Source organism: Rhodococcus sp. PBTS 1 (assembly GCF_001620025.1).
GTDB classification, from domain to species: domain Bacteria; phylum Actinomycetota; class Actinomycetes; order Mycobacteriales; family Mycobacteriaceae; genus Rhodococcoides; species Rhodococcoides kroppenstedtii.
Genome location: NZ_CP015219.1, coordinates 2856204 through 2880355, shown reverse-complemented (window position 1 = coordinate 2880355; position 24152 = coordinate 2856204). Strand labels below are relative to the sequence as shown.

Annotated in this window: 22 protein-coding genes; 11 read left to right on the top strand and 11 right to left on the bottom strand. The window is 70.4% G+C overall.

Annotated features, from left to right (window positions below; all coding sequences use genetic code 11):
• The first annotated feature begins 218 nt into the window (after positions 1-218).
• A complete protein-coding gene (locus A3Q40_RS13070; protein ID WP_068102785.1) occupies positions 219-1169 on the top strand; it encodes an acyl-ACP desaturase in 951 nt (316 codons plus the stop codon).
• Positions 1170-1182: 13 nt separating this feature from the next.
• Here A3Q40_RS13070 and A3Q40_RS13065 read toward each other — a convergent pair whose 3' ends face one another.
• From A3Q40_RS13065 to A3Q40_RS13055, 3 genes are read right to left on the bottom strand one after another with little or no spacing between them, the layout of a single operon-like run.
• On the bottom strand, positions 1183-1509 hold the full coding sequence (locus A3Q40_RS13065; protein WP_068102784.1) for a cupin domain-containing protein: 327 nt from the start codon (positions 1507-1509) through the stop codon (positions 1183-1185).
• 32 nt (positions 1510-1541) lie between these two features.
• Positions 1542-2027 carry a dihydrofolate reductase gene (locus tag A3Q40_RS13060; protein ID WP_068102782.1) on the bottom strand — a complete coding sequence of 162 codons (486 nt, stop codon included), beginning with the start codon at positions 2025-2027 and terminating at the stop codon, positions 1542-1544.
• Entirely contained in the window at positions 2024-2821 is a 798-nt protein-coding gene (locus tag A3Q40_RS13055; RefSeq protein ID WP_068102780.1) for a thymidylate synthase, read from the bottom strand. The genes A3Q40_RS13060 and A3Q40_RS13055 overlap by 4 nt, the downstream gene beginning before the upstream one ends.
• A 56-nt stretch (positions 2822-2877) precedes the next feature.
• On the opposite strand from A3Q40_RS13055, the gene cobF reads away from it, so the two are divergent.
• The gene (gene cobF / locus A3Q40_RS13050; RefSeq protein ID WP_068102778.1) at positions 2878-3633 is read left to right on the top strand and encodes a precorrin-6A synthase (deacetylating); all 756 of its coding nucleotides are present in this window, start codon (positions 2878-2880) and stop codon (positions 3631-3633) included.
• Positions 3634-3643: 10 nt separating this feature from the next.
• On the top strand, positions 3644-4510 hold the full coding sequence (locus A3Q40_RS13045; protein WP_068102776.1) for an Fpg/Nei family DNA glycosylase: 867 nt from the start codon (positions 3644-3646) through the stop codon (positions 4508-4510).
• Here the strand turns inward: A3Q40_RS13045 and A3Q40_RS13040 are convergent, their stop codons facing one another.
• Entirely contained in the window at positions 4511-6073 is a 1563-nt protein-coding gene (locus A3Q40_RS13040; protein ID WP_068102775.1) for a carboxylesterase/lipase family protein, read from the bottom strand.
• 40 nt (positions 6074-6113) lie between these two features.
• On the opposite strand from A3Q40_RS13040, the gene A3Q40_RS13035 reads away from it, so the two are divergent.
• On the top strand, positions 6114-6689 hold the full coding sequence (locus A3Q40_RS13035) for a molybdenum cofactor biosysynthesis protein (RefSeq protein WP_068102773.1): 576 nt from the start codon (positions 6114-6116) through the stop codon (positions 6687-6689).
• Between the two features lie 5 nt (positions 6690-6694).
• Here A3Q40_RS13035 and A3Q40_RS13030 read toward each other — a convergent pair whose 3' ends face one another.
• Positions 6695-8128: a dihydrolipoyl dehydrogenase family protein gene (locus tag A3Q40_RS13030; RefSeq protein ID WP_068102771.1), complete on the bottom strand. Its 1434-nt coding sequence runs from the start codon at positions 8126-8128 to the stop codon at positions 6695-6697.
• A 62-nt stretch (positions 8129-8190) separates the two neighbouring features.
• Here A3Q40_RS13030 and A3Q40_RS13025 point away from each other — a divergent pair, with 62 nt between their 5' ends.
• The gene (locus A3Q40_RS13025; protein ID WP_068102770.1) at positions 8191-8952 is read left to right on the top strand and encodes an SDR family oxidoreductase; all 762 of its coding nucleotides are present in this window, start codon (positions 8191-8193) and stop codon (positions 8950-8952) included.
• Positions 8953-8960: 8 nt separating this feature from the next.
• Here the strand turns inward: A3Q40_RS13025 and A3Q40_RS13020 are convergent, their stop codons facing one another.
• From A3Q40_RS13020 to pgi, 4 genes are all read right to left on the bottom strand, one after another.
• Positions 8961-9206, bottom strand: coding sequence for a DUF2630 family protein (locus A3Q40_RS13020; RefSeq protein ID WP_068102768.1), 246 nt, complete (start codon positions 9204-9206; stop codon positions 8961-8963).
• Between the two features lie 38 nt (positions 9207-9244).
• A complete protein-coding gene (locus A3Q40_RS13015; RefSeq protein WP_068102766.1) occupies positions 9245-10552 on the bottom strand; it encodes a hypothetical protein in 1308 nt (435 codons plus the stop codon).
• Positions 10549-11310 carry a crotonase/enoyl-CoA hydratase family protein gene (locus A3Q40_RS13010; protein ID WP_068102764.1) on the bottom strand — a complete coding sequence of 254 codons (762 nt, stop codon included), beginning with the start codon at positions 11308-11310 and terminating at the stop codon, positions 10549-10551. Before A3Q40_RS13010 ends, A3Q40_RS13015 begins: the two co-directional genes overlap by 4 nt.
• Before the next feature lie 166 nt (positions 11311-11476).
• Positions 11477-13120, bottom strand: a complete 1644-nt coding sequence (gene pgi / locus A3Q40_RS13005; protein WP_068102763.1) for a glucose-6-phosphate isomerase — start codon at positions 13118-13120, stop codon at positions 11477-11479.
• A 102-nt stretch (positions 13121-13222) separates the two neighbouring features.
• Here pgi and A3Q40_RS13000 point away from each other — a divergent pair, with 102 nt between their 5' ends.
• The gene (locus tag A3Q40_RS13000; RefSeq protein WP_235606299.1) at positions 13223-14710 is read left to right on the top strand and encodes an NAD-dependent succinate-semialdehyde dehydrogenase; all 1488 of its coding nucleotides are present in this window, start codon (positions 13223-13225) and stop codon (positions 14708-14710) included.
• Positions 14711-14720: 10 nt separating this feature from the next.
• Here the strand turns inward: A3Q40_RS13000 and A3Q40_RS12995 are convergent, their stop codons facing one another.
• Positions 14721-15011 carry a chorismate mutase gene (locus A3Q40_RS12995; protein ID WP_068102759.1) on the bottom strand — a complete coding sequence of 97 codons (291 nt, stop codon included), beginning with the start codon at positions 15009-15011 and terminating at the stop codon, positions 14721-14723.
• 124 nt (positions 15012-15135) lie between these two features.
• Here A3Q40_RS12995 and pcrA point away from each other — a divergent pair, with 124 nt between their 5' ends.
• Positions 15136-17571 carry a DNA helicase PcrA gene (gene pcrA / locus A3Q40_RS12990; protein ID WP_068102757.1) on the top strand — a complete coding sequence of 812 codons (2436 nt, stop codon included), beginning with the start codon at positions 15136-15138 and terminating at the stop codon, positions 17569-17571.
• A gap of 21 nt (positions 17572-17592) precedes the next feature.
• Here the strand turns inward: pcrA and A3Q40_RS12985 are convergent, their stop codons facing one another.
• Positions 17593-18678 carry a M23 family metallopeptidase gene (locus tag A3Q40_RS12985; protein ID WP_157889580.1) on the bottom strand — a complete coding sequence of 362 codons (1086 nt, stop codon included), beginning with the start codon at positions 18676-18678 and terminating at the stop codon, positions 17593-17595.
• A 216-nt stretch (positions 18679-18894) separates the two neighbouring features.
• On the opposite strand from A3Q40_RS12985, the gene A3Q40_RS12980 reads away from it, so the two are divergent.
• The 4 genes from A3Q40_RS12980 to A3Q40_RS12965 all read left to right on the top strand — a co-directional run bounded on the left by A3Q40_RS12980 (position 18895) and on the right by A3Q40_RS12965 (position 24119).
• Positions 18895-20529 (top strand): hypothetical protein, encoded by a 1635-nt coding sequence (locus A3Q40_RS12980; RefSeq protein ID WP_157889579.1) that lies wholly within the window; start codon positions 18895-18897, stop codon positions 20527-20529.
• A gap of 136 nt (positions 20530-20665) precedes the next feature.
• Positions 20666-21829 (top strand): ADP-forming succinate--CoA ligase subunit beta, encoded by a 1164-nt coding sequence (sucC, locus tag A3Q40_RS12975; protein ID WP_068102752.1) that lies wholly within the window; start codon positions 20666-20668, stop codon positions 21827-21829.
• Between the two features lie 15 nt (positions 21830-21844).
• The gene (sucD, locus tag A3Q40_RS12970; protein ID WP_068102750.1) at positions 21845-22747 is read left to right on the top strand and encodes a succinate--CoA ligase subunit alpha; all 903 of its coding nucleotides are present in this window, start codon (positions 21845-21847) and stop codon (positions 22745-22747) included.
• A gap of 136 nt (positions 22748-22883) precedes the next feature.
• Complete coding sequence (locus A3Q40_RS12965; protein WP_068102748.1) at positions 22884-24119, top strand: acyl-CoA dehydrogenase family protein; 1236 nt, start codon at positions 22884-22886, stop codon at positions 24117-24119.
• The last annotated feature ends 33 nt before the right edge of the window (positions 24120-24152 follow it).

Below are 24152 nucleotides of genomic sequence, written 5' to 3'. Positions count from 1 at the left end.
TGAAACGGGGCGTTGGTTCAGATTGTAGGGGTAATACCGGGACGTAAAGTGGTTAACGTCCGATTGACGGGGTGGCTGTGATGGCGTCCAGCGGCCTTGCGCGCGTGCTGCGATGTTTCCCAACATCACCGCAAGGTCTCGATGCGCGTCGTCACCCGCTCCTAGCGTCGAGTGTCGGCGCCTGTTCTCGGCGCTGACGACAATCCGGGGGAGACGACATGCGACCGCTGTCTCAGATCGAACTGCTGCGCGAGCTGGAGCCGGTGGCCGAGGCGAATCTCGAGCGCCACCTGGACCTGGCCAAGCCGTGGAACCCGCACGACTACATCCCGTGGAGCGACGGCCGGAACTTCGCCATGCTGGGTGGGGACGACTGGTCTCCGGAGCAGTCCACCCTGTCCAAGGTGGCCAAGGCGGCGATGGTGACCAACCTGCTGACCGAGGACAATCTGCCGTCCTACCACCGCGGCCTGGCCGAGAACTTCTCGATGGACGGCGCCTGGGGCACGTGGGTGGGGCGCTGGACCGCGGAGGAGAACCGCCACGGCATCGCCATGCGCGACTACCTGGTGGTGACCCGCAGCGTCGATCCCGTGGCTCTGGAGCAGGCCCGCATGGAGCACATGACGGTCGGCATCGATTCGCCGATGGAGGGCGCGAACCTGCTTCACGGCGTCGCCTACGTGACGTTCCAGGAGTTGGCGACGCGGGTGAGCCACCGCAACACGGGCAAGGCCTGCAACGATCCCATCGCCGATGCACTGCTCGCACGCATCGCGGCCGACGAGAACCTGCACATGATCTTCTACCGAAACATGTGCGCGTCGGCGATCGAGCTCGCGCCCGATCAGACGATGAAGGCGATCGCGGACGTGGTCATGAACTTCCAGATGCCGGGACTGAACCAGCCGGACTTCCGCCGCAACGCGGTGCTGATCGCGAAGTACGGCATCTACGACCTGCGCCAGCACCTCGACGAGGTCATCATGCCCGTGCTGCGCAAGTGGAAGCTGTTCGAGCGCACCGACTTCGGGCCCGAGGGCGAGCGTCTGCGCGAGGTGGTCGCGGACTTCCTGGCCGACCTCGAGAAGCAAGCGGTGAAGTTCGAGGAGTCCCGCGACCGCGCGCTCGCCCGCGAGCGCGAACGCGGTGAGGTGCTGTCGGTCTGAGCCGGTTCGCGACCTACATCGCGACGGTCAACAGGAAGGCGACGTCCTCGACGGCCTCGACGCTGTGCCGCGCGTCGGGGACGACGAGGAGGTCGCCGGCCGAACCCTTCCACGACTTGTCACCGCTGCGGAGCTGAAGCTGACCGCTGAGGACCAGGACGGTCGACTCGCCGTTGAGATCGTGCTCGGCGAGCGACTGCCCGGCGGACAGTCCCACCACGGTCTGACGCAGGCTGCGCTGGTGGCCGCCGTACACCGTCTGCGAACTGCGGCCACTCGTGGCGGACTGCGCGAGCTTCAGCTGCTGCCGCGCCACGGCGGTCAACGATTTCTTGTCCATACCGTCCGAGTATCACGGACGGCGCGCCGCAATCAGCGAGAACGACGGTGGTAGCGCACGAATCGATACCCGACGCCCGACGTGCTCTCCTGCCGGTCGCCTGCGTCGGCGACGAACTCGTCCGGAATTTCGGGAGCGACCGCGTCGCCGCCGTCGACCTCCAGATCCAGTTCGGTCACCTCGAGCACGTCGGCGTGCGGGAGGGCGAGGGCGTAGATCTCGGCGCCGCCGATGATCCAGGTGTCGGTGCCGCCGAGGAGCGCCTCCTCGAGCGACGCCGCCCGGGCCGCGCCCTCGGCGGCCCACGACGCGTCCCGACTGAGCACGATGTTGGTGCGGCCGGGCAGGGGTCGGAAGCGGTCGGGCAGCGAGTCCCACGTGCGTCTGCCCATGACGACGCGGCCGCCGGCGGTCACCTCGCGGAAGTGCGCCATGTCCTCCGGCACACGCCAGGGGATGCCGCCGTCCCGGCCGATCACGCCGTGGCGATCCTGCGCCCAGATCAGCCCGACGGTCACACCGCCACCGGTGCCTTGATGGCGGGATGGTGCCGGTAGTCCAGTACCTCGACGTCCTCGTAGGTGTAGTCGAAGATCGAGTCCCGCGGCGCCAGCCGGAGCGTGGGGAACGGGTACGCCGCCCGGGTGAGCTGCTCACGCACCTGGTCGACGTGGTTGTCGTAGATGTGGCAGTCCCCGCCGGTCCACACGAACTCGCCCACCTCGAGCGACGTCTGCGCCGCGACCATGTGGGTGAGCAGCGCGTAGCTCGCGATGTTGAACGGCACCCCGAGGAACATGTCGGCGCTGCGCTGGTAGAGCTGGCAGGAGAGCTTGCCGTCGGCGACGTAGAACTGGAAGAACGCATGGCACGGCGCCAGCGCCATCCGCGGGATGTCCGCGACGTTCCACGCCGAGACGACCATGCGTCGGGAATCGGGATCACGGCGGATCGTGTCGATCACCTGCGAGATCTGATCGATGTGCTCGCCCGACGGGGTGGGCCAACTGCGCCACTGCACCCCGTAGACGGGGCCGAGATCGCCGTCGGCGTCGGCCCACTCGTCCCAGATGCTCACCCCGTGCTCACGGAGGTACGCCACGTTCGACTCGCCCCGCAGGAACCACAGCAGCTCGTGCACGATGGACTTGAGGTGCACCCGCTTGGTGGTCACCAGCGGGAACCCCTCGGCGAGGTCGAACCGCATCTGATGACCGAAGACACTGCGCGTGCCGGTTCCCGTGCGGTCGGACTTCGGGGTGCCGTGGTCGAGAACGTGGCGGAGCAGATCCTCGTAGGGCGTGGCGGCCATGCGACCAGACTAGGCGCGCAGCCAAAGAATCAGGCGCGCACCCTAGGCTGGCCCGAATGAGGCTCCTGCACGTCATCGGTATCGGCGCCGGCGATCCGGACCAGGTGACGGTGGCGGCCGTGAAGGCGATGAACGAAGTCGACGTCTTCGTGCTGATCGACAAGGGTTCGGCCAAGCAGGAATTGGTCGACGTCCGCACCCGCATCCTCGACGAGCACGTGCGTCGTCCTCATCGGGTGGTGGAGTTCGTCGACCCGCCGCGCGACCGCACGCCGCGGGACTACGACGCCGCCGTCGACACCTGGCACGAAGCGCGGGCGCGGGCCCTCGGCGACCTCCTCGCCGCGGAGCCCGACGATGCCGTCGGCGGCATGCTCGTGTGGGGTGACCCGTCGCTCTACGACAGCACCCTGCGCGTCGTCGACCGGGTCCGTGCCCGGCTGGACGATCCGTTCGAGGTCCGCGTCACCCCGGGGGTGACCAGTCCGTCCGCCCTCGCCGCCGCCCACGGCACGGTCCTCAATCGCGTCGGCGAGCCGGTGCTCACCACCACCGGGCGGCGGCTGCGCGAGGACGGCGTGCCGGACGGTGTCGACGCCGTCGTCGTCATGCTCGATTCGGATTGCGGATTCCTGGCACTGCCGGACTGGCACGTCCACTGGGGAGCCAACCTCGGCACGCCGGACGCCGTCGTGCTGGCCGGTCGGGTGTCGGACGTCGGCGAGGAGATCATGCGGGCGCGCGCGGACCTGCGCCGACGCGCGGGGTGGGTCATGGACACGTACCTGGTCAGGCGGCCGATCGGCCGTTAACCTCGGGTCGGTGCCGGAATTACCCGAAGTGGAGGCTCTCGCGAGCTTCCTGCGCGATCACGCCCTCGGAGCCGTGATCGGGCGCATCGACGTCGCCGCTCTCAGCGTCCTCAAAACGTTCGATCCGCCACTGACCGCGATGCAGGGCCAGGACGTGACCGACGCCGCCCGGTTCGGCAAACACCTCGGGGTGCAGGCCGGGGGCCTGTGGATGATCACCCACCTCTCGCGCGGCGGGTGGCTGCGCTGGACCGACAACCCGTCGTCGGCCGCGCCCAAGCCGGGCAAGGGGCCGCTGGCGCTGCGCGTGCACCTGTTCACCCCCGAAGGGTCGACACCCGCGTTCGACCTGACGGAGGCGGGAACCCGGAAGCGGTTGGCCGTGTGGGTGGTGCGGGACCCGAACGAGGTGCCGGGCATCGCCCGCCTCGGTCCCGACGCGCTCGCGGTGGGCGAGCCGCAGTTCGCGGATCTGCTGCGCGCGAAGAGCTCTCGGCTCAAGACCGTGCTGGTCGACCAGCAGGTGCTGGCCGGGATCGGCAACGCCTACAGCGACGAGATCCTGCACGCGGCGCGGCTGTCGCCGTTCGCCACGACCGGATCCCTGACCGACGAGGCCGTGCACGAGCTGTACGAGACCATGCGGCGGATCCTGCTCGACGCGGTCGCGCGATCGGTGGGTCAGGACGCCGCCCGGCTCAAGGGCGAGAAGCGGTCCGGCATGGCCGTGCACGCCCGCACCGGCGAGGCGTGCCCGGTGTGCGGCGACACCGTGCGCGAGGTGTCCTACGTCGACCGCTCGTTCCAGTACTGCCCGACGTGTCAGACCGGCGGCCGCATCCTGGCCGACCGCCGGCTCTCCCGCCTGGTCAAGTAGCTACCCGGCGGAACTGGACCGGAAGTCCTGGGACGACTCGTCGGACGCCGCGTCCCAGCCGTCGAAGCCCTCCCACGCCGCACGGCGCTCCCCGAGCGGATCGTTTTCCATCCGCGAGGTCGTGTCGAGGATGCGGGTGGCGCGCCGGGGAACCTCGTACCGGGTCCACTCCGCCCCCGGCTCGCCGGTGGCGGCGAATGCGAGCCACTGACGCTGCACCTCGTCGGTGATGCGGCGGGCACTGCCCCAGTCGCCGAGAATCGTCATCAGCTTGCCGAACCGCGACCGATACGCGCCGAACACGGCGAGGAGTTCGGACCCGTGGGTGGCGTGCAACTTCAGCAGGTCGAACAGCCGGGGCGCGTAGTCGTAGCGGTAGACCCACGTCGGTGCGTGCTCGGAGTGCGCGTCCGCGAGTTCGAGCGACGGTCGCCAGAACGTGATGTCACCGCCGAAGTCGATGGCGGACAAGCCCTTCGGGTATCCGGGGTACTGCGCGAGGATGCGGTCCTTCGCCGACGGATCGGTGGCGGCGAAGAAGGCGTCGATCCGGGGAGCCTTGGTGAGCAGCGCGTCGAGGAAGCGCGAGAAGAGAGTGCCCTCGTGTTCGTTGCTGCCGATGATCATCGGAACGTCGTGCGCCGCGCCGGACCGGTACGCCTCGAGCGGAGCGGTGGGCACCACGTCGCCGTCGACGTTGGGGCCGAACGGGATCAGTCCCGGCGTCTCTTTCAAAACCTTCGCGTTGAGGCGACGCGACGCGTCCACGAGATCCTTGCTCGACGCGTTCTGCAGCACGCCGACCGCGGTCTCCTCGGTCCCGCCGAGCAGGCGGACGAAGTCACGGGCCCAGCCCTCGCTGCGCTCGCGGGTGGCGACCATGCCGGGCGCGGAACTCTGCGAGATCGCGCGGTGGAAGAGACCGCGCGCCGACGGGGTGGCCACCAGCGTGGTGACGGCGTTGCCGCCGGCGGACTCGCCGAAGAGGGTGACGTTGTCCGGATCGCCGCCGAACGCGGCGATGTTGCGCTGCACCCACTCGAGCGCGGCGATCTGATCGCGCAGACCCAGGTTGCCCTCGAACGGACGCTCGGGCGTCGAGAACTGCCCGAAGTTCAGGTATCCGAGAGCGCCGAGGCGGTAGTTCATCGACACGTAGACGACGTTGCCCCGCCGCACCAGCGACGAGCCGTCGTACAGCGACGTCGCGGACGTCCCCACCAGGTACGCGCCGCCGTGCACGAACACCATCACCGGTCGCGGCGTGGTGGAGCGCGTCGTCGGTGCCGTGACGTTGAGGGTCAGGCAGTCCTCGCTGGCCTTCTGCCCGCGGACCGGGCCGACGGGGGAGCGCGCAGTGTCCTGGATCGACGCGTCGCCGTACCGGGTGGCGTCGCGCACCTCCGTCCACGGCTCCACGGGCCGGGGCGCACGGAATCTCAGCGGTCCGACCGGCGGCGCGGCGTACGGAATGCCGCGAAAGAGCGAGAGCGACCCGCGGGTGAGTCCGCGGATCGGCCCGTCGGCGGTGGTCACGATGGTCTCGGTGTCTCCCTGCCCCATTCGGCCGACTGTACGTGATGCTGCGTTACATTCACCGACGATGACGTTCACCTATCCGCTCGAGATCGTGCAGCTGCTCGTGGCGCCGTCACATGCCTATTTCGGACGCAGCGCGGACGGGCCCGCCGACGTCCCCACCCTGTTCCCGGAATCCGTCGAGGTCGTCGAGGGCAAGGGCATCCGGGGCGACCGGTTCTTCGGAGTGCGTGCGCACACCGAGGCGGCCGTCAGTTTCCTGGCGATCGAGGCGTGGGAGGCGGCGATCACTGCCGCGAACGGCGAGAACGGCGAGAACGGCGCAGTGTCCGTGGCCCGACGCAACATCGTCACGCGTGGCCTCGAGCTGGATCCGCTCCGCGGCGAGGACTTTGCCGTCGACACCGGCGACGGTCCGGTGCGGTTCCGCGGCGGACGCCCGGCGCACCCCTGCGCGTGGATGGACCGCATGGTCGTCGACGGCACCCGCAAGGCCCTGATCGGCCGGGGCGGGCTGCGCGCCGGCGTCCTCGGATCCGGCGTTCTCCGCGTCGGTCCGGGCGTCGTGCACTCGCCCGTGCCGCTCGACGCCGCTCGCGCCGCGGACTCGGTGCGGCGTGCGCAGCCGCTGAGGCACTAGCCGGTCTACTGCTCGCGCGCCTCCTCGAGGAGCCGCAACCAGATCTCGCTCGTCGTCGGGTAGGACGGAACCGCGTGCCACAGCACGTCCAGGGGAACCGCGCCCACGACGGCGACGGTGGCCGAATGCAGGATCTCGGCCACCCCCTGCCCGACGAACGTCGCACCGAGCAGGGTGTCCGACGCCCGGTCGATCACCAGTTTGGCGTGACCGGAGAAGTTGTCCTGCCGGAGCGACGAGCCGGCCACGGCGATGTCGGTCTCGACGGTCCGCACGTCCCGACCCGCTTCGCGGGCTGCCCCTTCCGTGGGCCCCACCGACGCCACTTCCGGCGTCGTGAACACCACCTGCGGAACCTGGCCGTGGTCGGCCGTCGCCCGGTGACGACGGGAGTCGGTGGGGCGGCCGTCCGCGCGCGCTGCGATCACGTCGCCGCAGACGCGGGCCTGGTACTTGCCCATGTGGGTGAGCAGCGCACGTCCGTTGACGTCCCCTGCGGCGTACAGCCAGTCCCCGACGGCGGTCAACGCGTCGTCCACCGGCACGGACCCGCCCGGGGTCAGCCCGACGGTGTCGAGTCCGAGATCGTCGGTCGCCGGACGACGTCCGGCGGCCACGAGGATCTCGTCGACCTCGAGGGTGTCGGTGCCGTTGTCGGACTCGATCGTCACCGTGGCCGGCCCGCCGTGGACATGGCCGTAGCCGGTGTCGCGGGCGTCGGGTCGGTCGACTCGCGCGATCGTGGCTCCGGTGCGGATGTCGGCGCCCGCCGCGATCAGCGCGTCGGCCACCGCGGTCCCGGCGAACGGTTCGGAGGTCCCGAGCAGTCCGCTGCGCACCACCATCGTCACCCGTGCGCCCAGCGCCAGCAGCCACGTGGCCGACTCGCAGGCGACGACGCCGCCACCGAGGATCAGCACCCGGTCCGGCACCTCGTTCAGGTTGGTGGAGTCACGCGAGGTCCACGGACGCGCCTCCCGCAGACCCGGAATCGGGGGCACGGCGGCGGTGGTACCGGTGGCCAGCACCACCGCGTGACGCGCGGTCAGCGTGCGGTCACCCACGGTCACCGTCTTCTCGCCGGCCAGCCGGCCGTGCCCGCGGACCACGTCGATGCCGGCGCTCTCCGCCCACTCCACCTGGGACGAGTCGTCCAGACGGTGCGTGTAGGAGTCGCGGCGTGCGAGCACCGCGTCCACGTCGAGGGTGCGGTCCCCGACCAGCGAGGCCACCCCCGGCATGTTGCGCGCCTGGTCCAGCACCGACCCCGGCAGCAGCAGCGCCTTGCTCGGCATGCATGCCCAGTAGGAGCACTCGCCGCCCACCAGTTCGTGCTCGACGATCACGGCGGTGCGATCGGAATTCGCGACGGCGTACTGGGCGGCGTTCTCGCCCACCGGCCCACCACCGAGCACGATCACGTCGTAGGTGTCGGTCATCTCAGGAGTCCTCCGTGTCGATCGGGCGGATGGTGGATCGGGCGTCGGTATAGGTTCGCCCGATGGGGAGAACGCGAATCGTGATCACGGGAGCGAGTTCGGGACTGGGCGAAGGGATGGCCCGGCGGTTCGCCGCCGAGGGCCGTGACCTGGGGCTGTGCGCTCGGCGCCTGGATCGGCTGGACGCGCTGCGGGACGAGCTCGTCCGCGCTCACCCCGGCATCACCGTCGCGGTGGCGGCCGTGGACGTCACCGACCACGACTCGGTGGTCGACGGGTTCGCGGCGCTGCGCCGGGAGTTGGGCGGCATCGATCGGGTGATCGTGAACGCCGGGCTGGGCAAGGGTGCGCGCCTGGGCACGGGACGCGCGGACGCGAACCTCGAGACCGCACGCACGAACTTCGTCGGCGCCATCTCCCAGATCGAGGCGGCGCTGGCGGTGTTCCGGGAGCAGAACGCCGGTCACCTGGTCCTGGTGTCGTCCATCAGTGCCGACCGCGGGCTCCCGGGCTCGAAGGCGGTGTACTCGGCGTCGAAGGCGGGGGTCTCGGCCCTGGGCGAAGCGCTGGTCGCCGAACTGCGCGGCACGCCGATCCGCGTCACCACGCTGCTGCCCGGATACGTCGCGACCGACATGTCGGCGCGCGCCGGCGACACGGGCCGGATGATGTCGACGCTCGACGCCGGGGTGTCCGCGATGGTCGACGCCATCGAGAAGGAAGTCACGCGGGCGGCGTTGCCGGGACTCACCTGGCGGGCGGTGGACGTCGTCCTGCGGGTGCTGCCCCGGCGTCTGACGGATCGCCTGGTCGGATCCGCCTGACCGAGCCGTCACTGCAGGTAGTTCTCCACCTGCGTGACCGGTTGCGCCTCCGCGTCCTCCGGCGCGAGCCCGGCGTCGCGGCGTGCGCGCCGCCGACGCAGCAGGTCCCAGCACTGGTCCAGCGACTCCTCGATACGCTGCAGCTCCGCGCGCTCCTCGGCCGGGTCGATCTCCCCGGATTCCGCGCGTGCGCGGAGCCGATGCTCGGTGTCGATCAGCTCGGTGATCCGGGCGTGCAGATCCTGCTCGGCCATGAGGGGGTCCTTCCGTCGAGAGTGAGCGGACGGTCCGCTCACCAGAACCGTGGCGTCAACTGGTGCCGCGCGGCGGCAGCGGTGACGGCCTCGCGTACGGCGGCCGAGGTGTGTGCCGCCGTGGGGTCGGTGACCACCACCGACACCGTGTACGTACCCGCGCATCGGCTGACGTATGCGGAGAGCACCGTCGGCGACGCTGCGGCCTGGTCCCAGCGCAGCCCCGGGTGGATCGCCCGAGTGGCCACCCGCTGGGCGGTGATCCCACCGATGTGCCGCACCGCGTCCGGGAGGTCGCCGATGTTCGAGCACAACGCATCCCGACGACCGGTGGACGGCGCCAACGCCGCGGCCCACCGATCGGGGACGACGTGGAGCAACTCGTCGGGAAATCCGGCGGGGGCCGTCAGCGGGTGCCGGTAGGCCGTGCGGGCCGCAGCGCGCACGTCCGGCAGCGGGGTGTCCGGCGCCGCGCGGACGGCGGTGACGGACAGGGCGTTGGCGCCGCCGGCCTCGACCCGTATCGGCACCCCGAGCGTGACGGGCGCACCGTGTCCGCGCCGCAGCAGGTCCACCACCCCGGCGACGATCGAGAGGAACAGCACGTTGGGGGTGCCGCCGTCGCCCTGTGCCCGCGCCTCGAAATCGGCCGCCGACACGTCCGCGACGACGGAGACGGGCGCCCAGCCCACCGGCGGCGTGCGGGGGACACTCCGACCGGCGGCGCCAGGGGTGCTGCGCGACGCGGCCAGGTATCGGCGCAGGTCAGCACGGCGGTCGGGATCGACCCCCAACGATGCCGACGCCGCGGCGGTCCGCCCGATCACCCGCCCGAGCACGGTCGCGGCGTCCCGGAGATCAGCGGCTCCGGTCTCGTCGGAGTGCTCGTCGTCGACCAGGTGGCTCGGCTCGGGACGGGCGTCGGAGACGGCCGCCGTGGCGGCCGCGATCAGGCCGCGGGCGTCGGCGACCACGTGGGAGCAGACCACGGACACCGCCGTCCCGGTGCCGTGGGGCGCGGCCGACAGTCGCCACCCCGGACCGAACTCCGGGTCGAGCGGCACGTCGGCGCAGTGGTCCGCCCAGGCCGCGACGTCGGTGATCGGGTCGCTCCACGTCACCCCGGCCGGGTCGGTCGCGCGCACCCAGCGTCGCCGCGCGCCGGGAATCCGGGGGCGCACGATGCGCACTCCGAGCGCGCCCTGGCCGAGCTCGAGGTCGGCCCGGTCGAGCGCCGCACGGTCGATGGGCTCGTCGAACACCCAGATGCCCTGCATGGCAACGGGTATGCCGTATCCGCGGTGGGTGCGCAGGAAGATCTCGTCGACGACGGACAGTCGGGTCACTCGGCGGGCGCTCCGTGCCGACCGGCCCCGGCGGTGAATCGCTGCACGCCGGCGGCGGCGTCGGCCAGCGAGATCGCCCCGTGCCGGAACTCGGCGACGATCGCGTCGGCGGTGCTCAGTCCGTTCTGCTCGAGCACCGACAGGCGGTCACGACGCAGGCACGTCTGGGGGAGGGCGGCGAGCTGCTCCGCGAGTTCCTCGGCCGCGGCGCGCGCGGTGCCCGTCGGGACCACGCGGTTGGCCAGCCCGAACGACAATGCCTCGGCGGCGTCCACCGAGCGGCCCGTGAGGATCATGTCCATCGCGCGCGACTCGCCGATGAGCCGCGGGAGCCGGACAGTGCCGCCGTCGATCAGCGGCACCCCCCACCGACGGCAGTAGACCCCGAAGACGGCGTCCTCCTCGACCACCCGCAGGTCGCACCACAGCGCCAGTTCCAGACCGCCGGCGACGGCGTGGCCGGCGACCGCGGCGATCACCGGCTTGGACAGCTCCATCCGGGTCGGTCCCATCGGTCCGTCACCGTGCTCGGTGGCGACATTCGATCGGTCGGTCCCCAGCGCCTTGAGATCGGCGCCCGCGCAGAAAGTGCCACCCGCACCGTGGAGGACGGCGACGGCGGCGGTGGGGTCGGCGTCGAAGTCCTCGAACGCGGCGACCAGTTCCGCCGCGGTGGGCCCGTCGACGGCGTTCCGGACGTCGGGACGATCCAGGATGACCGTGACCACCGGGCCACGGCGTTCGACGGTCACGTTCATGACACGACCGTACCGCCGACCGCCATCCAACGTGACTGTTCACGAACGGTTTCCGACGTGTTCGCCGCGGGGTGTAACGCGGGGCCACGCCGTGACGACATGGTGAGCGAGACCGTGCCGGTCCGTCAGACCCCCGACCCGACGGACCGGCGCGGTCTCGTCTCGTTCAGCGCCCGCGGGCCGCCCGGTACCACCGGACCAGCGACGCGGTCGAGGAATCGAGATCGTCTCCCGGCCCCGCCTCGTCGGTCAGGACGGGCGTGAGTTCCTGCGCCTGCGTCTTGCCCAGCTCGACGCCCCACTGGTCGAACGAGTCGATCCCGAAGATCACGCCCTCGACGAACACCTGGTGCTCGTACAGCGCGATGAGCTGGCCGACCACGGACGGCGTGAGGCGCGGCGCGAGGATCGACGTCGACGGCCGGTTGCCGGGCATCACCTTGTGCGGCACCAGCTCGGCCGGGGTGCCCTCGGCGGCGATCTCCTCCGCCGTCTTCCCGAACGCGAGCACCTTCGTCTGCGCGAAGAAGTTGCTCATCAACAGGTCGTGCATGCTTCCGGTGCCGTCGGCCGTCGGGAGGTCGTCGGTGGGTTCGGCGAATCCGAGGAAATCGGTGGGAACCAGCCGGGTGCCCTGGTGCAGCAGTTGGTAGAACGCGTGCTGGCCGTTGGTGCCGGGCTCGCCCCAGAAGATCTCGCCGGTGTCGCCGACCACCGGGGACCCGTCGAGCCGGACCGACTTGCCGTTGGACTCCATGGTGAGCTGCTGGAGATAGGCGGGGAAGCGGGCGAGGTCGTCGGAATACGGCAGCACCGCCCGCGACTGCGCGCCGAAGAATTCGGAGTACCAGACGCCGAGCATGCCCAGGATCAGCGGCGCGTTCTCCTCGAGCGGGGCCTCGCGGAAGTGCGTGTCGACGCGGTGAAAGCCGTCCAGGAACTCCCGGAACCGGTCGGGTCCCACGGCGATCATCACCGACAGCCCGATCGCGGAGTCCACGGAGTAGCGCCCGCCGACCCAATCCCAGAAGCCGAACATGTTCGCGGTGTCGATGCCGAAGTTCCCGACCTTCTCGGCGTTGGTGGACACGGCGACGAAGTGCTGCGCCACGGCGTCGTCACCGAGCGCGTCGGTCAGCCACCGCCGCGCCGCCGTCGCGTTGGTGAGCGTCTCGAGGGTGCCGAACGTCTTGGAGGCGACGACGAACAGCGTCGTCGCCGGGTCGAGATCGGCGAGGGTGCCGACGAGATCGGCCGGGTCGATGTTGGAGACGAAGCGTGCGGTGATGCCCGCGTCGACGTAGTGACGCAGCGCGGCGTAGACCATCACGGGACCGAGGTCCGACCCACCGATGCCGATGTTGACCACGGTGCGGATGCGCTCGCCCGTCGCGCCGGTCCACTCGCCGCTGCGCACCCGATCGGCGAAGTCGCTCATCCGGTCCAGCACCTCGTGGACGTCGGCGACGACGTCCTGGCCGTCGACCTCGAGGGTCGCCTCGCGCGGCAGCCGCAGCGCGGTGTGCAGCACCGCGCGATCCTCGGAGACGTTGATGTGCTCACCGGCGAACATGGCGTCGCGACGACCGGGCACGTCGGCGGCCCGCGCGAGATCGACCAGGGCCGAGAGGGTTTCGCGATCCACGCGGTGCTTGCTGTAGTCGACGAAGAGATCGCCCACGGTGACGGTGAGGTCGGCGCCGCGCGCGGGATCGTCGGCGAAGAGGTCCCGGAGATGGCGGTCGGCCAGCGCGGCGTGGTGGTCGGCGAGTCGGGCACGGACGGCATCGGTGGGGGTGTCGGCGCTCATGACTCGACCCTAATCGTGTTCGCCGCGAGCGGTCGGGGTATGACTGCGGTACGAGGGTGGTGTGCGAACGCGGTGCCCACCTGCACGACGTGAGGAGACGGTGTGTCAGCAACGGCCGAGGTGACCGAGGAGCAGAGCCGACGGGAGCGCGAGTTGATCGCGTCGGTGCCGACCAAGCTGTGGGTGGGGGGCGAGCAGGTCGACGCCGAGAACGGTGCGACGTTCGAGGTGCGCGACCCGTCGACGGGCGAGGTGCTCACCTCGGTGGCCGACGCGAGTCCCGCCGATGCCGCTCGGGCGCTCGACGCCGCGGTCGCCGCGCAGAAGGGATGGGCCGCGACGCCCGCCCGCGAGCGCGGCGAGATCCTGCGCGCGGTCTTCGAGTCCATCTCGGCGCACGCGGACGACATCGCGCTCCTGATGACGCTCGAGATGGGCAAGGCGCTGGCCGAGAGCAAGGCCGAGGTGAAGTACGGCGGCGAATTCTTCCGGTGGTTCTCCGAGGAAGCCGTCCGGATCGCGGGCCGGTACACCCCGGCGCCCGCCGGGAACGGTCGCATCCTGGTGACCAAGCAGCCCGTCGGCCCGGTGCTCGCGATCACGCCGTGGAACTTCCCGCTGGCGATGGGCACGCGCAAGATCGGTCCCGCTCTCGCCGCCGGCTGCACGATTCTGGTCAAGCCCGCCTCCGAGACCCCGCTCACCATGCTCTACCTGGCGAAGCTGATCCAGGACGCGGGTTTGCCCACCGGCGTGCTGTCGGTCCTGCCCACGTCGAAGTCCTCGGCGGTCACCGGGCCGTTGCTCGAGGACCCGCGGCTGCGGAAGCTGACGTTCACCGGATCCACCGAGGTGGGCCGGATGCTGGTGGAGAAGTCGTCGGCGAACCTGCTGCGGACGTCGATGGAGCTCGGCGGGAACGCGCCGTTCGTGGTGTTCGACGACGCCGATCTGGACGCGGCCGTCGAGGGCGCGATGCTGGCGAAGATGCGCAACGGCGGCGAGGCCTGCACGGCCGCCAACCGCTTCCACGTCCAGAACTCGGTGCGCGAGGAGTTCGTCGCGAAGGTCACCGAGAAGATGAAGGACATGACGCTGGGGCGCGGCAGCGATCCGGACACCAAGCTCGGCCCGCTGATCAACTCCGACCAGCGCGACACTGTCGCGGAACTGGTCGACGACGCGGCGTCGAAGGGGGCGACGGTCGCGCTCGGCGGGTCCGTCCCCGACGGCCCGGGCTGGTTCTATCCGGCCACCGTGATCACCGACGTTCCGGGCGACGCGCGCATCCTCGCCGAGGAGGTCTTCGGACCGGTCCTCGCGGTACAGGGCTTCGAGACCGAGGACGACGGCATCGCCGCGGCCAACGACACCGAGTTCGGCCTGGCGTCGTACATCTACACCGAGAGCCTCGACCGTGCACTACGGGTGGCGGAGGCGGTGGAGACCGGCATGGTGGGCGTCAACCGCGGCGTCATCTCCGACGCGGCCGCGCCGTTCGGCGGCATCAAGGCCTCCGGCTTCGGCCGGGAGGGCGGCAGCGAGGGCATCGAGGAGTACCTGGAGACCAAGTACATCGCGCTGCCCTGATCGGGGGCGCTCAGCCCAGGCGACCTCGGCCGAGGCGCAACAGCAGCATCGCGAGGGTGTGGCCCTCCTGGCCGAGGTCGCTGAAGCGCTGCAGCACGGCCATCTCGCGGGTGTGGACCAGGCGGGGTCCGCCCTGCGCCATGCGGGTGCGTCCGATGATCTGGGAAACCTCCGACCGGCGCTTGACGGCGGCGAGGATCTCCGCGTCGAGGCGGTCGATCTCCTTGCGCAGCTCGGTGATCTCGGCCTCGGTGGTGGGAACGTCGACGCCGGTGTCGTGGGTGGTGTGCGAAGTACTCATGTCGATTCCTCCTGTCACGACGTGTGTCGCGCGTCTCGGTGACTCCGTTACCGAGCCTCGACCAGTATGCCCCTCGCACGGGCGGGATCGGGGTGTCGGTGGGCGGCGGTAGCCTGGACGCACGATGAACACGACGTCTCCTGCGCGCACCCACCGGTCGGCCCCGTCCTCCGAGCACCTTCTCGAGGGCCTCAATCCGCAGCAGCGCGAGGCGGTGGTGCACACCGGGTCGCCGCTGCTCATCGTGGCCGGCGCCGGGTCGGGCAAGACGGCGGTGCTCACGCGGCGCATCGCTTATCTGCTGGCGGAGCGGGACGTCGCTCCCGGTCAGGTCCTGGCCATCACGTTCACCAACAAGGCCGCCGCGGAGATGCGCGAGCGGGTGGCTCAGCTGGTGGGTCCGCGCGCGCACTACATGTGGGTGAGCACCTTCCACTCGAGCTGCGTGCGCATCCTGCGTGCGCAGGCGGCGCTGCTTCCCGGCGTCAACAGCAACTTCTCCATCTACGACGCCGACGATTCGCGTCGCCTGCTCACGATGATCGGCAAGGATCTCGAGCTGGACCCGAAGAAGTTCTCGGCCCGTCTGCTGGCCACGCAGATCTCCAACCTCAAGAACGAGTTGATCGATCCGGATCGCGCCGTCGCGGACGCCCAGCAGGACACGGCGGAGCTGCCCGCGATCGTGGCGAAGGTCTACACGCATTACCAGCAGCGGCTCCGGGCGGCCAACGCGTTCGACTTCGACGATCTGATCGGCGAGACCGTCGCGCTGCTGCAGACGCATCCGGACGTGGCGGAGTACTACCGTCGGCGGTTCCGGCACGTCCTGGTCGACGAGTACCAGGACACCAACCACGCGCAGTACATGTTGGTGCGGGAACTGGTGGGAACGGACGGCGAGTCGAGCGAGGGTGTGCCGCCGAGCGAGCTCTGCGTGGTCGGTGACGCGGACCAGTCGATCTACGCGTTCCGCGGCGCCACCATCCGCAACATCGAGGAGTTCGAGCGCGACTACCCGGACGCCCGGACCATCCTGCTCGAGCAGAACTATCGCTCCACCCAGACCATCCTGTCGGCGGCCAACGCGGTCATCGCGCGCAACACCGGTCGGCGCGAGAAGCGGCTGTGGACCGACACCGGCGAGGGCGAGCAGATCGTCGGGTACGTCGCCGACAACGAGCACGACGAGGCGCGGTTCGTCGCATCGGAGATCGACCGTCTGGTCGACGGCACCGACCTCAAGTACTCCGACGTCGCCGTCTTCTACCGGACCAACAACAACTCGCGTGCGCTCGAAGAGATCTTCGTGCGGCTCGGCTTGCCGTACAAGGTGGTCGGCGGGGTGCGGTTCTACGAGCGCAAGGAGGTCCGCGACATCGTGGCCTACCTGCGGGTGCTCGCCAATCCGGACGACACCGTGAGTATGCGCCGCATCCTCAACACCCCGCGTCGCGGTATCGGTGATCGGGCCGAGGCCTGCGTCGCCGTGCACGCCGAGCGGAAGAACATCAGCTTCAACCAGGCGTTGCTCGACGCGGCGGCGGGACAGGTCTCGCTGCTGGGCACCCGCGCTCAGAACGCCATCGGCTCGTTCGTCGAGATGATCGAGGAACTGCGGTCGACCATGAACCAGGTCGACGCCGACGGCAACGACGTCGCCGACATCGGCGACGTGGTCGAAGCGGTGTTGGATCGCACGCGCTACCGGGCGGAGCTCGAGGCCAGCTCCGATCCGCAGGACGGGGCGCGGCTCGACAACCTCAACGAACTCGTCTCCGTTGCGCGGGAATTCAGCGCGGACGCGCGCAACGCCGAGGGTCTCGAGGACCTGGACGCCGAGACGGACTCCGACCGCGACACCGAGGGCGAGGCCGAGCCGGGGTCCTTGGCGGCGTTCCTCGAGCGGGTGTCGCTGGTGGCGGACACCGACCAGATCCCCGACAACGGGGACGGCGTGGTCACCCTCATGACGCTGCACACGGCCAAGGGGCTCGAGTTCCCCGTCGTCTTCGTCACCGGGTGGGAGGACGGCCAGTTCCCGCACATGCGCGCGCTCGGCGACCCGGCCGAGCTGTCGGAGGAACGCCGATTGGCCTACGTGGGCATCACCCGCGCTCGCCATCGGCTGTATCTGACTCGCGCGATCATGCGCTCGGCATGGGGACAGCCCATCCAGAACCCGGAATCGCGTTTCCTGCAGGAGGTTCCGCAGCACCTGATCGACTGGAAGCGGGAGGATCCCGGCGTCGGTGGTGGCGGAATGCGCGGCGGTTTCGGCTCTGGCCGTCAGCGCGACTGGACGGCCAATCCCCGCGGGGGCTGGTCGGGTGGTTCGTCGCCGTCCTCGACGCCGACTCCCGGCTTCGGCAAGGCGCGCGCGTCGAACACCGTGCTGTCGTTGGCCGTCGGCGATCGCGTGAGCCACGACAAGTACGGGTTGGGCACGGTGGTGGAATCCGAGGGAACCGGTCAGCGGGCGATGGTGCTCATCGACTTCGGCACGGCCGGACGGGTGAAGATGATGCTGATCGGCGGCGTGCCGATGGTCAAGCTGTAGACGAGGGGAGCGGGCCGGCGATCAGTCGCCGGCCGGGCCCAGGCTGATGCCGCGGGTGGCCAGCCAGGGGAGCGGGTCGATCTTGTTCTCGCCCGGCAGGTGCACCTCGAAGTGCAGGTGCGGGCCGGTGGACTGGCCGCGGTTGCCCATCTTCGCGATCTCGTCGCCCGCCATGACCGTCTGACCCACCTGGACCTCGGACGAGTCGATGTGGCCGTAGACGGTGATGGTGCCGTCGGCGTGCTGCAGGCGAATCCACAGTCCGAAGCCCGCCGCCGGGCCGGAATCGATCACGGTGCCGTCGGCCACCGCGTAGACGGGGGTACCGATGGCGTTGGCGATGTCCACGCCGGCGTGCAGGGTGCCCCAGCGGGCGCCGAAGCCGGACGTGTAGGTACCGAGGGCCGGGAGAGCGAAGAGCGGGCGCCGGGCGGCGGCCTCGCGCGCCTCGCGCTCGGCCAGGAAACGCTGCCCCTTGGCCAGAAGCTGATCGAACTGGCTCAGGTCCACGGGTGCGGCGACGTTGAGGATCTGCGGTGCCGCGGACTTCGACGGCGCCGAGATGGGCGCTCCGGTCGACGTGGCGGTGGGCAGGCTGTCCGACGTGGGCGCTGCGGTGTCGAGGATCGCAGGAGCGCCGGCGTCGACGACCCCGGCTGCGGCGGCCGGAGCCTGACCGGCGGCGAGGGCGTACTCGGAGACGTCGCTGCGCTCGGCGGGCTGGTTCCCGGCCACGGCGGCCTGCCCGGCGGAGACCACGGCGCCGGCGGCGACGGCCACGACGGCAACCCGGCCCTTGAGGGCGGTCGGCGGAGCGGGAATGCGGTGGGCGCCGGTACGACGCGGGGCGACCTCGTCGACGGTGTCGGGGTCGGTGGCCGCCACGAGGAACTGGGTGGCGGGGACGGACCGGCGGCGACGCGGTGCGTCGTCGATACGCGTGGCCGCGGACCAGGCGGGGGTCGTGGCGTCGTAGTCGTCGCCTTCGTGATCGCGGTCCCACGGACTGGAGGTGTCGACGGGGGAGAGATCGGGAACGTTAGTAACGCCGGAGGCGTTGTCGCCGACGAAGCGGCTGGGTGTGAACGGAGTGCGGTGGTGCTGCAAGAGCTGCCGTCCTCCTGATCGTGAACCCGTGGAATGTCGCGGTGGTTCAGCCGTGACCTGCTCGTGATGTGAGCCTCGGCGACGGTAACGAAACGGTCGCAGGCTGCGCAAGCCGATCCGCTGTCCCGCCCGAATATGTGAGGTGGCTCACAAGGCCACCTGGTGGAACTCGAGAGAACGACCGAAGCGATCGGGTCACCGATACCGTCGTCGATCGTGACGAAGCCGCTCGAACCGTGGTCCGCCGCCCTCGTCCTGGTCGGTGCCGTCGCGGTGACTGCCGCGTCCGTCGTGGGCGTCGCGTCGCCCGTCCTCGCCGGGCCGGTGATCGGCTCGACCGTTGCGATCGTCGTCGGTCAGGCGCTGGTGTTCGCGCTGGTGCTCGGGAGCCGTCGGTCACGGCCCGATCTCGGCCTCGCCGCGACGGCCGCCGTCGGAGCCGTCGCTCTCGGCCTCGCCGTGACCGATCTGCAACTGTTCGCCCGAGCCCTCGACGCGGACCGACTGGACCTCTTCCGGCCGACGGCGGCCGCGGCGCCGTCCCCGACGGTCGGTTCGGTGGCGCTCCTCGCCGGCCACGCCGCGTACGTGGTGGCCGGCGTTCTGGCCGCGGTCGCCCTGGCCCGTCGTCCGTCCGTCGCGGTCGACGACGCACCCCGGCGCGGGGTGCTCGTCCTTCTCGGTGCGGCGGGTGCGGCCGCGGCCGTGGTGTCGCCGGCCTATGTCAGCACCGACTCCGTCTTCCTGGCGCCGTCCGTTCTGGGTGCGCCGCTCTCGCTCGCCCTGGGGTACGTCCTCGCCGCGCTCGCGGTGCTCGTGGTCGTCGCCCTGGCGGCCACGTCGCCACGACGGGACGTCACCCGTGGAGCGCTGGTGGGCGTCGCGCTGTCGGTGCTCCTCGTCGTCGTCCCGCGTGTCCCGGCGGCCGCCACGGCCGGCGATCGCATCGACGTCGGACCGGGGACCTGGCTCGGGCTCGTCGGGGCGGCGCTCCTCCTCGCCGCGGCTCGCCCGGATCGCACCGCCGCTCGGCCGAATCGCACCGACGCGGCGGGGGAGCGTCGACGGGCAGCCGAGCGGCCGCGACGAGCACCGAACGCCCGCCTGGTCGCCGGCTCACTCCTCCTGCTCTCGGCGGCCGCGGCGGGGGCCGGGTCCGTGCTGCCGGTCCTGGCCGCGAGCGGGCCGATTCCGCGCATCGCGGGGCTGGGCGCGGTGGCCGTGTCGGGCGTCGTCGTGGCCACGGTGGGGGTGCTGCTGTGTCTGTCGGAGTTCGCCCCGTCGGTCCGCCCGGCATCGGCACCGATCCTGGCGGCACACGTCGCTCTCGTGGCGGTGGTGCTGCAGGCGGTGGTGCTCGGCGTCGGCGTCGACGGGGTGCGGCCCGGGCTCGGTGGATGGCTCCTCGGGCTGTCCGTACTCGCCGCCGTCGTGGCTGCGCCGGCACTCGCCGCCGCGGGGGGCTCCGATCCGGTCGACTCCGATGCCGCCGAGCGGCCACTGCTCGTCCGCGCGGTGGCCTGGACGTCGGCCGTCCTGATCGTCGTCGGGTCGCTGCTGCCGGCGCGGTCGGTCGACGGACGGCTCGGCGGCTGGATCGGGACGTGGCCGTGGGGATGGGACGTGTGGGGCCGCGTGGTGTTCGCGGCCGTCGTGGTGACGACGGCGGCGATCCTGCTGCGCGCGCGGCGTTCTCGCGCCGTGGCGGCGGCCGTCGGTACGACGGTGGGAGCGGGCGGCCTCGCCCTCGCGGCGATCGTGGACGGCGCTGCGGTCGGCGCCGCGATCACGGGCGTCGGTGCAATCGTGTCGGCCCTGCTCAGCGGCCTGCTCACTCGTACCGACGAGTAGCATTCGCGCTGGTCGGTGAGATGGAGCACAACGGACACGGGGTGTTGTCCGGGCCTCCGGGCCGGTCGTTATTGTCGTTGGTCGGACCCGCTCCTACCCCTCGAGCGGGCGTCAACGCAGACGAGATGGTGAGCTGATGGATCTCTTCGAATACCAGGCGAAGGAACTCTTCGCCAAGCACGAAGTTCCGACGTCGGCCGGACGTGTCACCGACACGGTGGCCGGTGCCCGCGCGATCGCCGAGGAAATCGGCAAGCCGGTCATGGTCAAGGCGCAGGTCAAGGTCGGTGGCCGCGGCAAGGCCGGCGGCGTCAAGTACTCGAAGGACGTCGCGGAGGCGGAAGCCAACGCCGAGGCGATCCTGGGCCTGGACATCAAGGGCCACGTCGTCAAGAAGCTCCTCGTCGCCGAGGCGAGCGACATCGCGGAGGAGTACTACATCTCCTTCCTGCTCGACCGCACCAACCGCACCTACCTGGCGATGTGCTCCGTCGAGGGTGGCGTCGAGATCGAGGTGACGGCCGAGGAAAACCCGGACGCCCTCGCTCGCATCCCCGTCGACGCCGTCAAGGGTGTCGATCTGGCGTTCGCGCGACAGATCGCCGAGGCCGGCAAGCTGCCCGCCGAGGTGCTGGACGCCGCCGCCAACACCATTCAGAAGCTGTGGGAAGTCTTCATCAAGGAAGACGCCCTCCTCGTCGAGGTCAACCCCCTCGTGCGTACGCCGGACGATCAGATCCTCGCCCTCGACGGCAAGGTCACCCTGGACGCCAACGCGGACTTCCGCCAGAAGGCCCACGCCGAGTTCGAGGACGCCGACGCGGCCGATCCGCTCGAGGCGAAGGCCAAGGCCAACGACCTGAACTACGTCAAGCTCGACGGACAGGTCGGCATCATCGGCAACGGCGCCGGGCTGGTCATGTCGACCCTCGACGTCGTCGCGTACGCCGGTGAGGCCCATGGCGGCGTCAAGCCCGCCAACTTCCTCGACATCGGCGGCGGCGCCTCGGCCGAGGTCATGGCCAACGGTCTCGACGTCATCCTCGGCGACGACCAGGTCAAGAGCGTGTTCGTCAACGTCTTCGGCGGCATCACCGCATGCGACGCCGTCGCCAACGGCATCGTCGGTGCGCTGAAGAAGCTGGGCGACGACGCCAACAAGCCGCTGGTGGTTCGCCTCGACGGCAACAAGGTCGAGGAAGGCCGCAAGATTCTCGCCGACGCCGCGCACCCGCTGGTGACGCTCGCCGAGACCATGGACGAGGGCGCCGACAAGGCCGCCGAGCTGGCTGCGAAGTAGAGGGCTGAACACACAATGTCGATCTTCCTGAACAAGAACAACAAGGTCATCGTCCAGGGCATCACGGGCGGCGAGGGCACCAAGCACACCGCCCTCATGCTCAAGGCCGGTACGCAGGTCGTGGGCGGCGTCAACGCCCGCAAGGCCGGAACCACCGTGTCGCACAAGGCAGCCGACGGTTCCGACGTCGAGCTCCCCGTCTTCGGCTCCGTCGCCGAGGCCATGGAGAAGACCGGCGCCGACGTCTCCATCGCGTTCGTGCCGCCGGCGTTCTCCAAGGACGCCATCGTCGAGGCCATCGACGCCGAGATCCCGCTGCTCGTCGTCATCACCGAGGGAATCCCGGTGCAGGACAGCGCCTACGCGTGGGCCTACAACGTGGAGAAGGGCGAGAAGACCCGCATCATCGGGCCGAACTGCCCCGGCATCATCACTCCCGGCGAGGCGCTGGTCGGCATCACCCCGGCCAACATCGCGGGCAAGGGCCCCATCGGCCTGGTCTCGAAGTCGGGCACCCTGACCTACCAGATGATGTTCGAGCTCCGTGACTTCGGTTTCTCCACCGCCATCGGCATCGGCGGCGACCCGGTCATCGGCACCACCCACATCGACGCCATCGAGGCGTTCGAGAAGGACCCCGAGACCGAGATCATCGTCATGATCGGCGAGATCGGTGGCGACGCGGAAGAGCGTGCGGCCGATTACATCAAGGCCAATGTGACCAAGCCGGTCGTCGGCTACGTCGCCGGCTTCACCGCACCGGAGGGCAAGACCATGGGCCACGCCGGTGCCATCGTCTCCGGCTCGTCGGGCACCGCCCAGGCCAAGAAGGACGCCCTCGAGGCGGCCGGCGTCAAGGTCGGCAAGACGCCGTCCGAGACCGCCGCTCTGGCGCGGGAGATCCTCGAGAAGAAGTAAGCAGCTCCACCGTCTGCGACGCGCGAAGGCCGGTTTCCCACAAGGGGGACCGGCCTTCGGCGCTCTGGCGAACAGTACGAATCACCCCGATCGCAATGCTGTCGCCGGGCGGCCGTTTCCCGGTGTACTGCCGGGCATGACGATCACCGAGAACCGACCGAGCGGGACCGGTGCCGGGGGGCGCTGGACCACCACACCGACCACACCCGAGGAGTGGATCGACCGCGCACGCGACGTGGCGACGATCCTGGCGGAGGATGCCGTCGCCCGCGACCGCGGCACGGAACCACCGCTTGCCGAGGTGGCGCTGCTCAAGGATTCCGGACTGGCCACGGTGCTGGGGCCGGTGGAGTTCGGTGGGGGCGGCCAGACCTGGGAGACGGCGTACCGACTCATTCGTGAGGTGGCGACGGCCGACGGCTCGATCGGCCAGCTGTACGGCTACCACCTGCTGTGGTTCTGGGCGGCCCGACTGGTGGGCACGCCCGAGCAGATCGCCGCGGTCGAGCAGGCCGCTACAGAGAGCCGGTGGTTCTTCGGCGGCGCGGTCAATCCGCGCGACAACGACGTCGAGATCGCGGACGAGGGCGACACCCTCGTTTACCACGGTGCCAAGACGTTCTCCACGGGCAGCCGCGTCTCCGACGTCACGGTTCTCGAGGGCGTCCTGTCCGGCACGGACACCCACATCTTCGCGATCGTGCCGTCGAACTCCGAGGGTCTGACCTTCCACGACGACTGGGACAACATCGGTCAGCGGCGCACCGAGAGCGGCAGCGTCACCATCGATAACGTACGCACGGACTGGAGTTCGGCGGCGGGCTTCGTCGACAAGGTGTTCCAGCCGCGCGTCTACAACACGCTGAACGTGCCGATCATTCAGCTGGTCTTCGTCAACTTCTACCTGGGCATCGCGCGCGGCGCCCTCGACAGCGCCGCCGAGTACACCCGCACCACCACGCGGGCGTGGTTGCACTCGACGGTCGACAACGCTCTCGACGAGCCCTACATCGTCGACCTCTACGGCGATTACACCGCCAAGCTGTGGGCAGTCGAGGCGCTGGCGGATGCCGTTGCGGCGGAACAGCAACAGCTCCACGACCGCGCCGACTCGGTCACGGAGGCCGAGCGCGGGGAGCACGAGGTCCGCGTCGCGGCGGCCAAGGCGCGCGCGACGGAGGTCGCCCTCGAGATCACCGCCGGCATCTTCGAGGCCCTGGGCGCGCGGGCGACCGCCTCCAGTCACGGATTCGACCGGTTCTGGCGCAACGTGCGGACGCACACGCTGCACGATCCGGTGTTCTACAAGCGTCGGGAGGTCGGTCGCCACGTGCTCACCGGCGAACTGCCGACACCCACCTGGTACTCCTGAACCGCTGTCCAGCAACGACTTTCATCACCGACG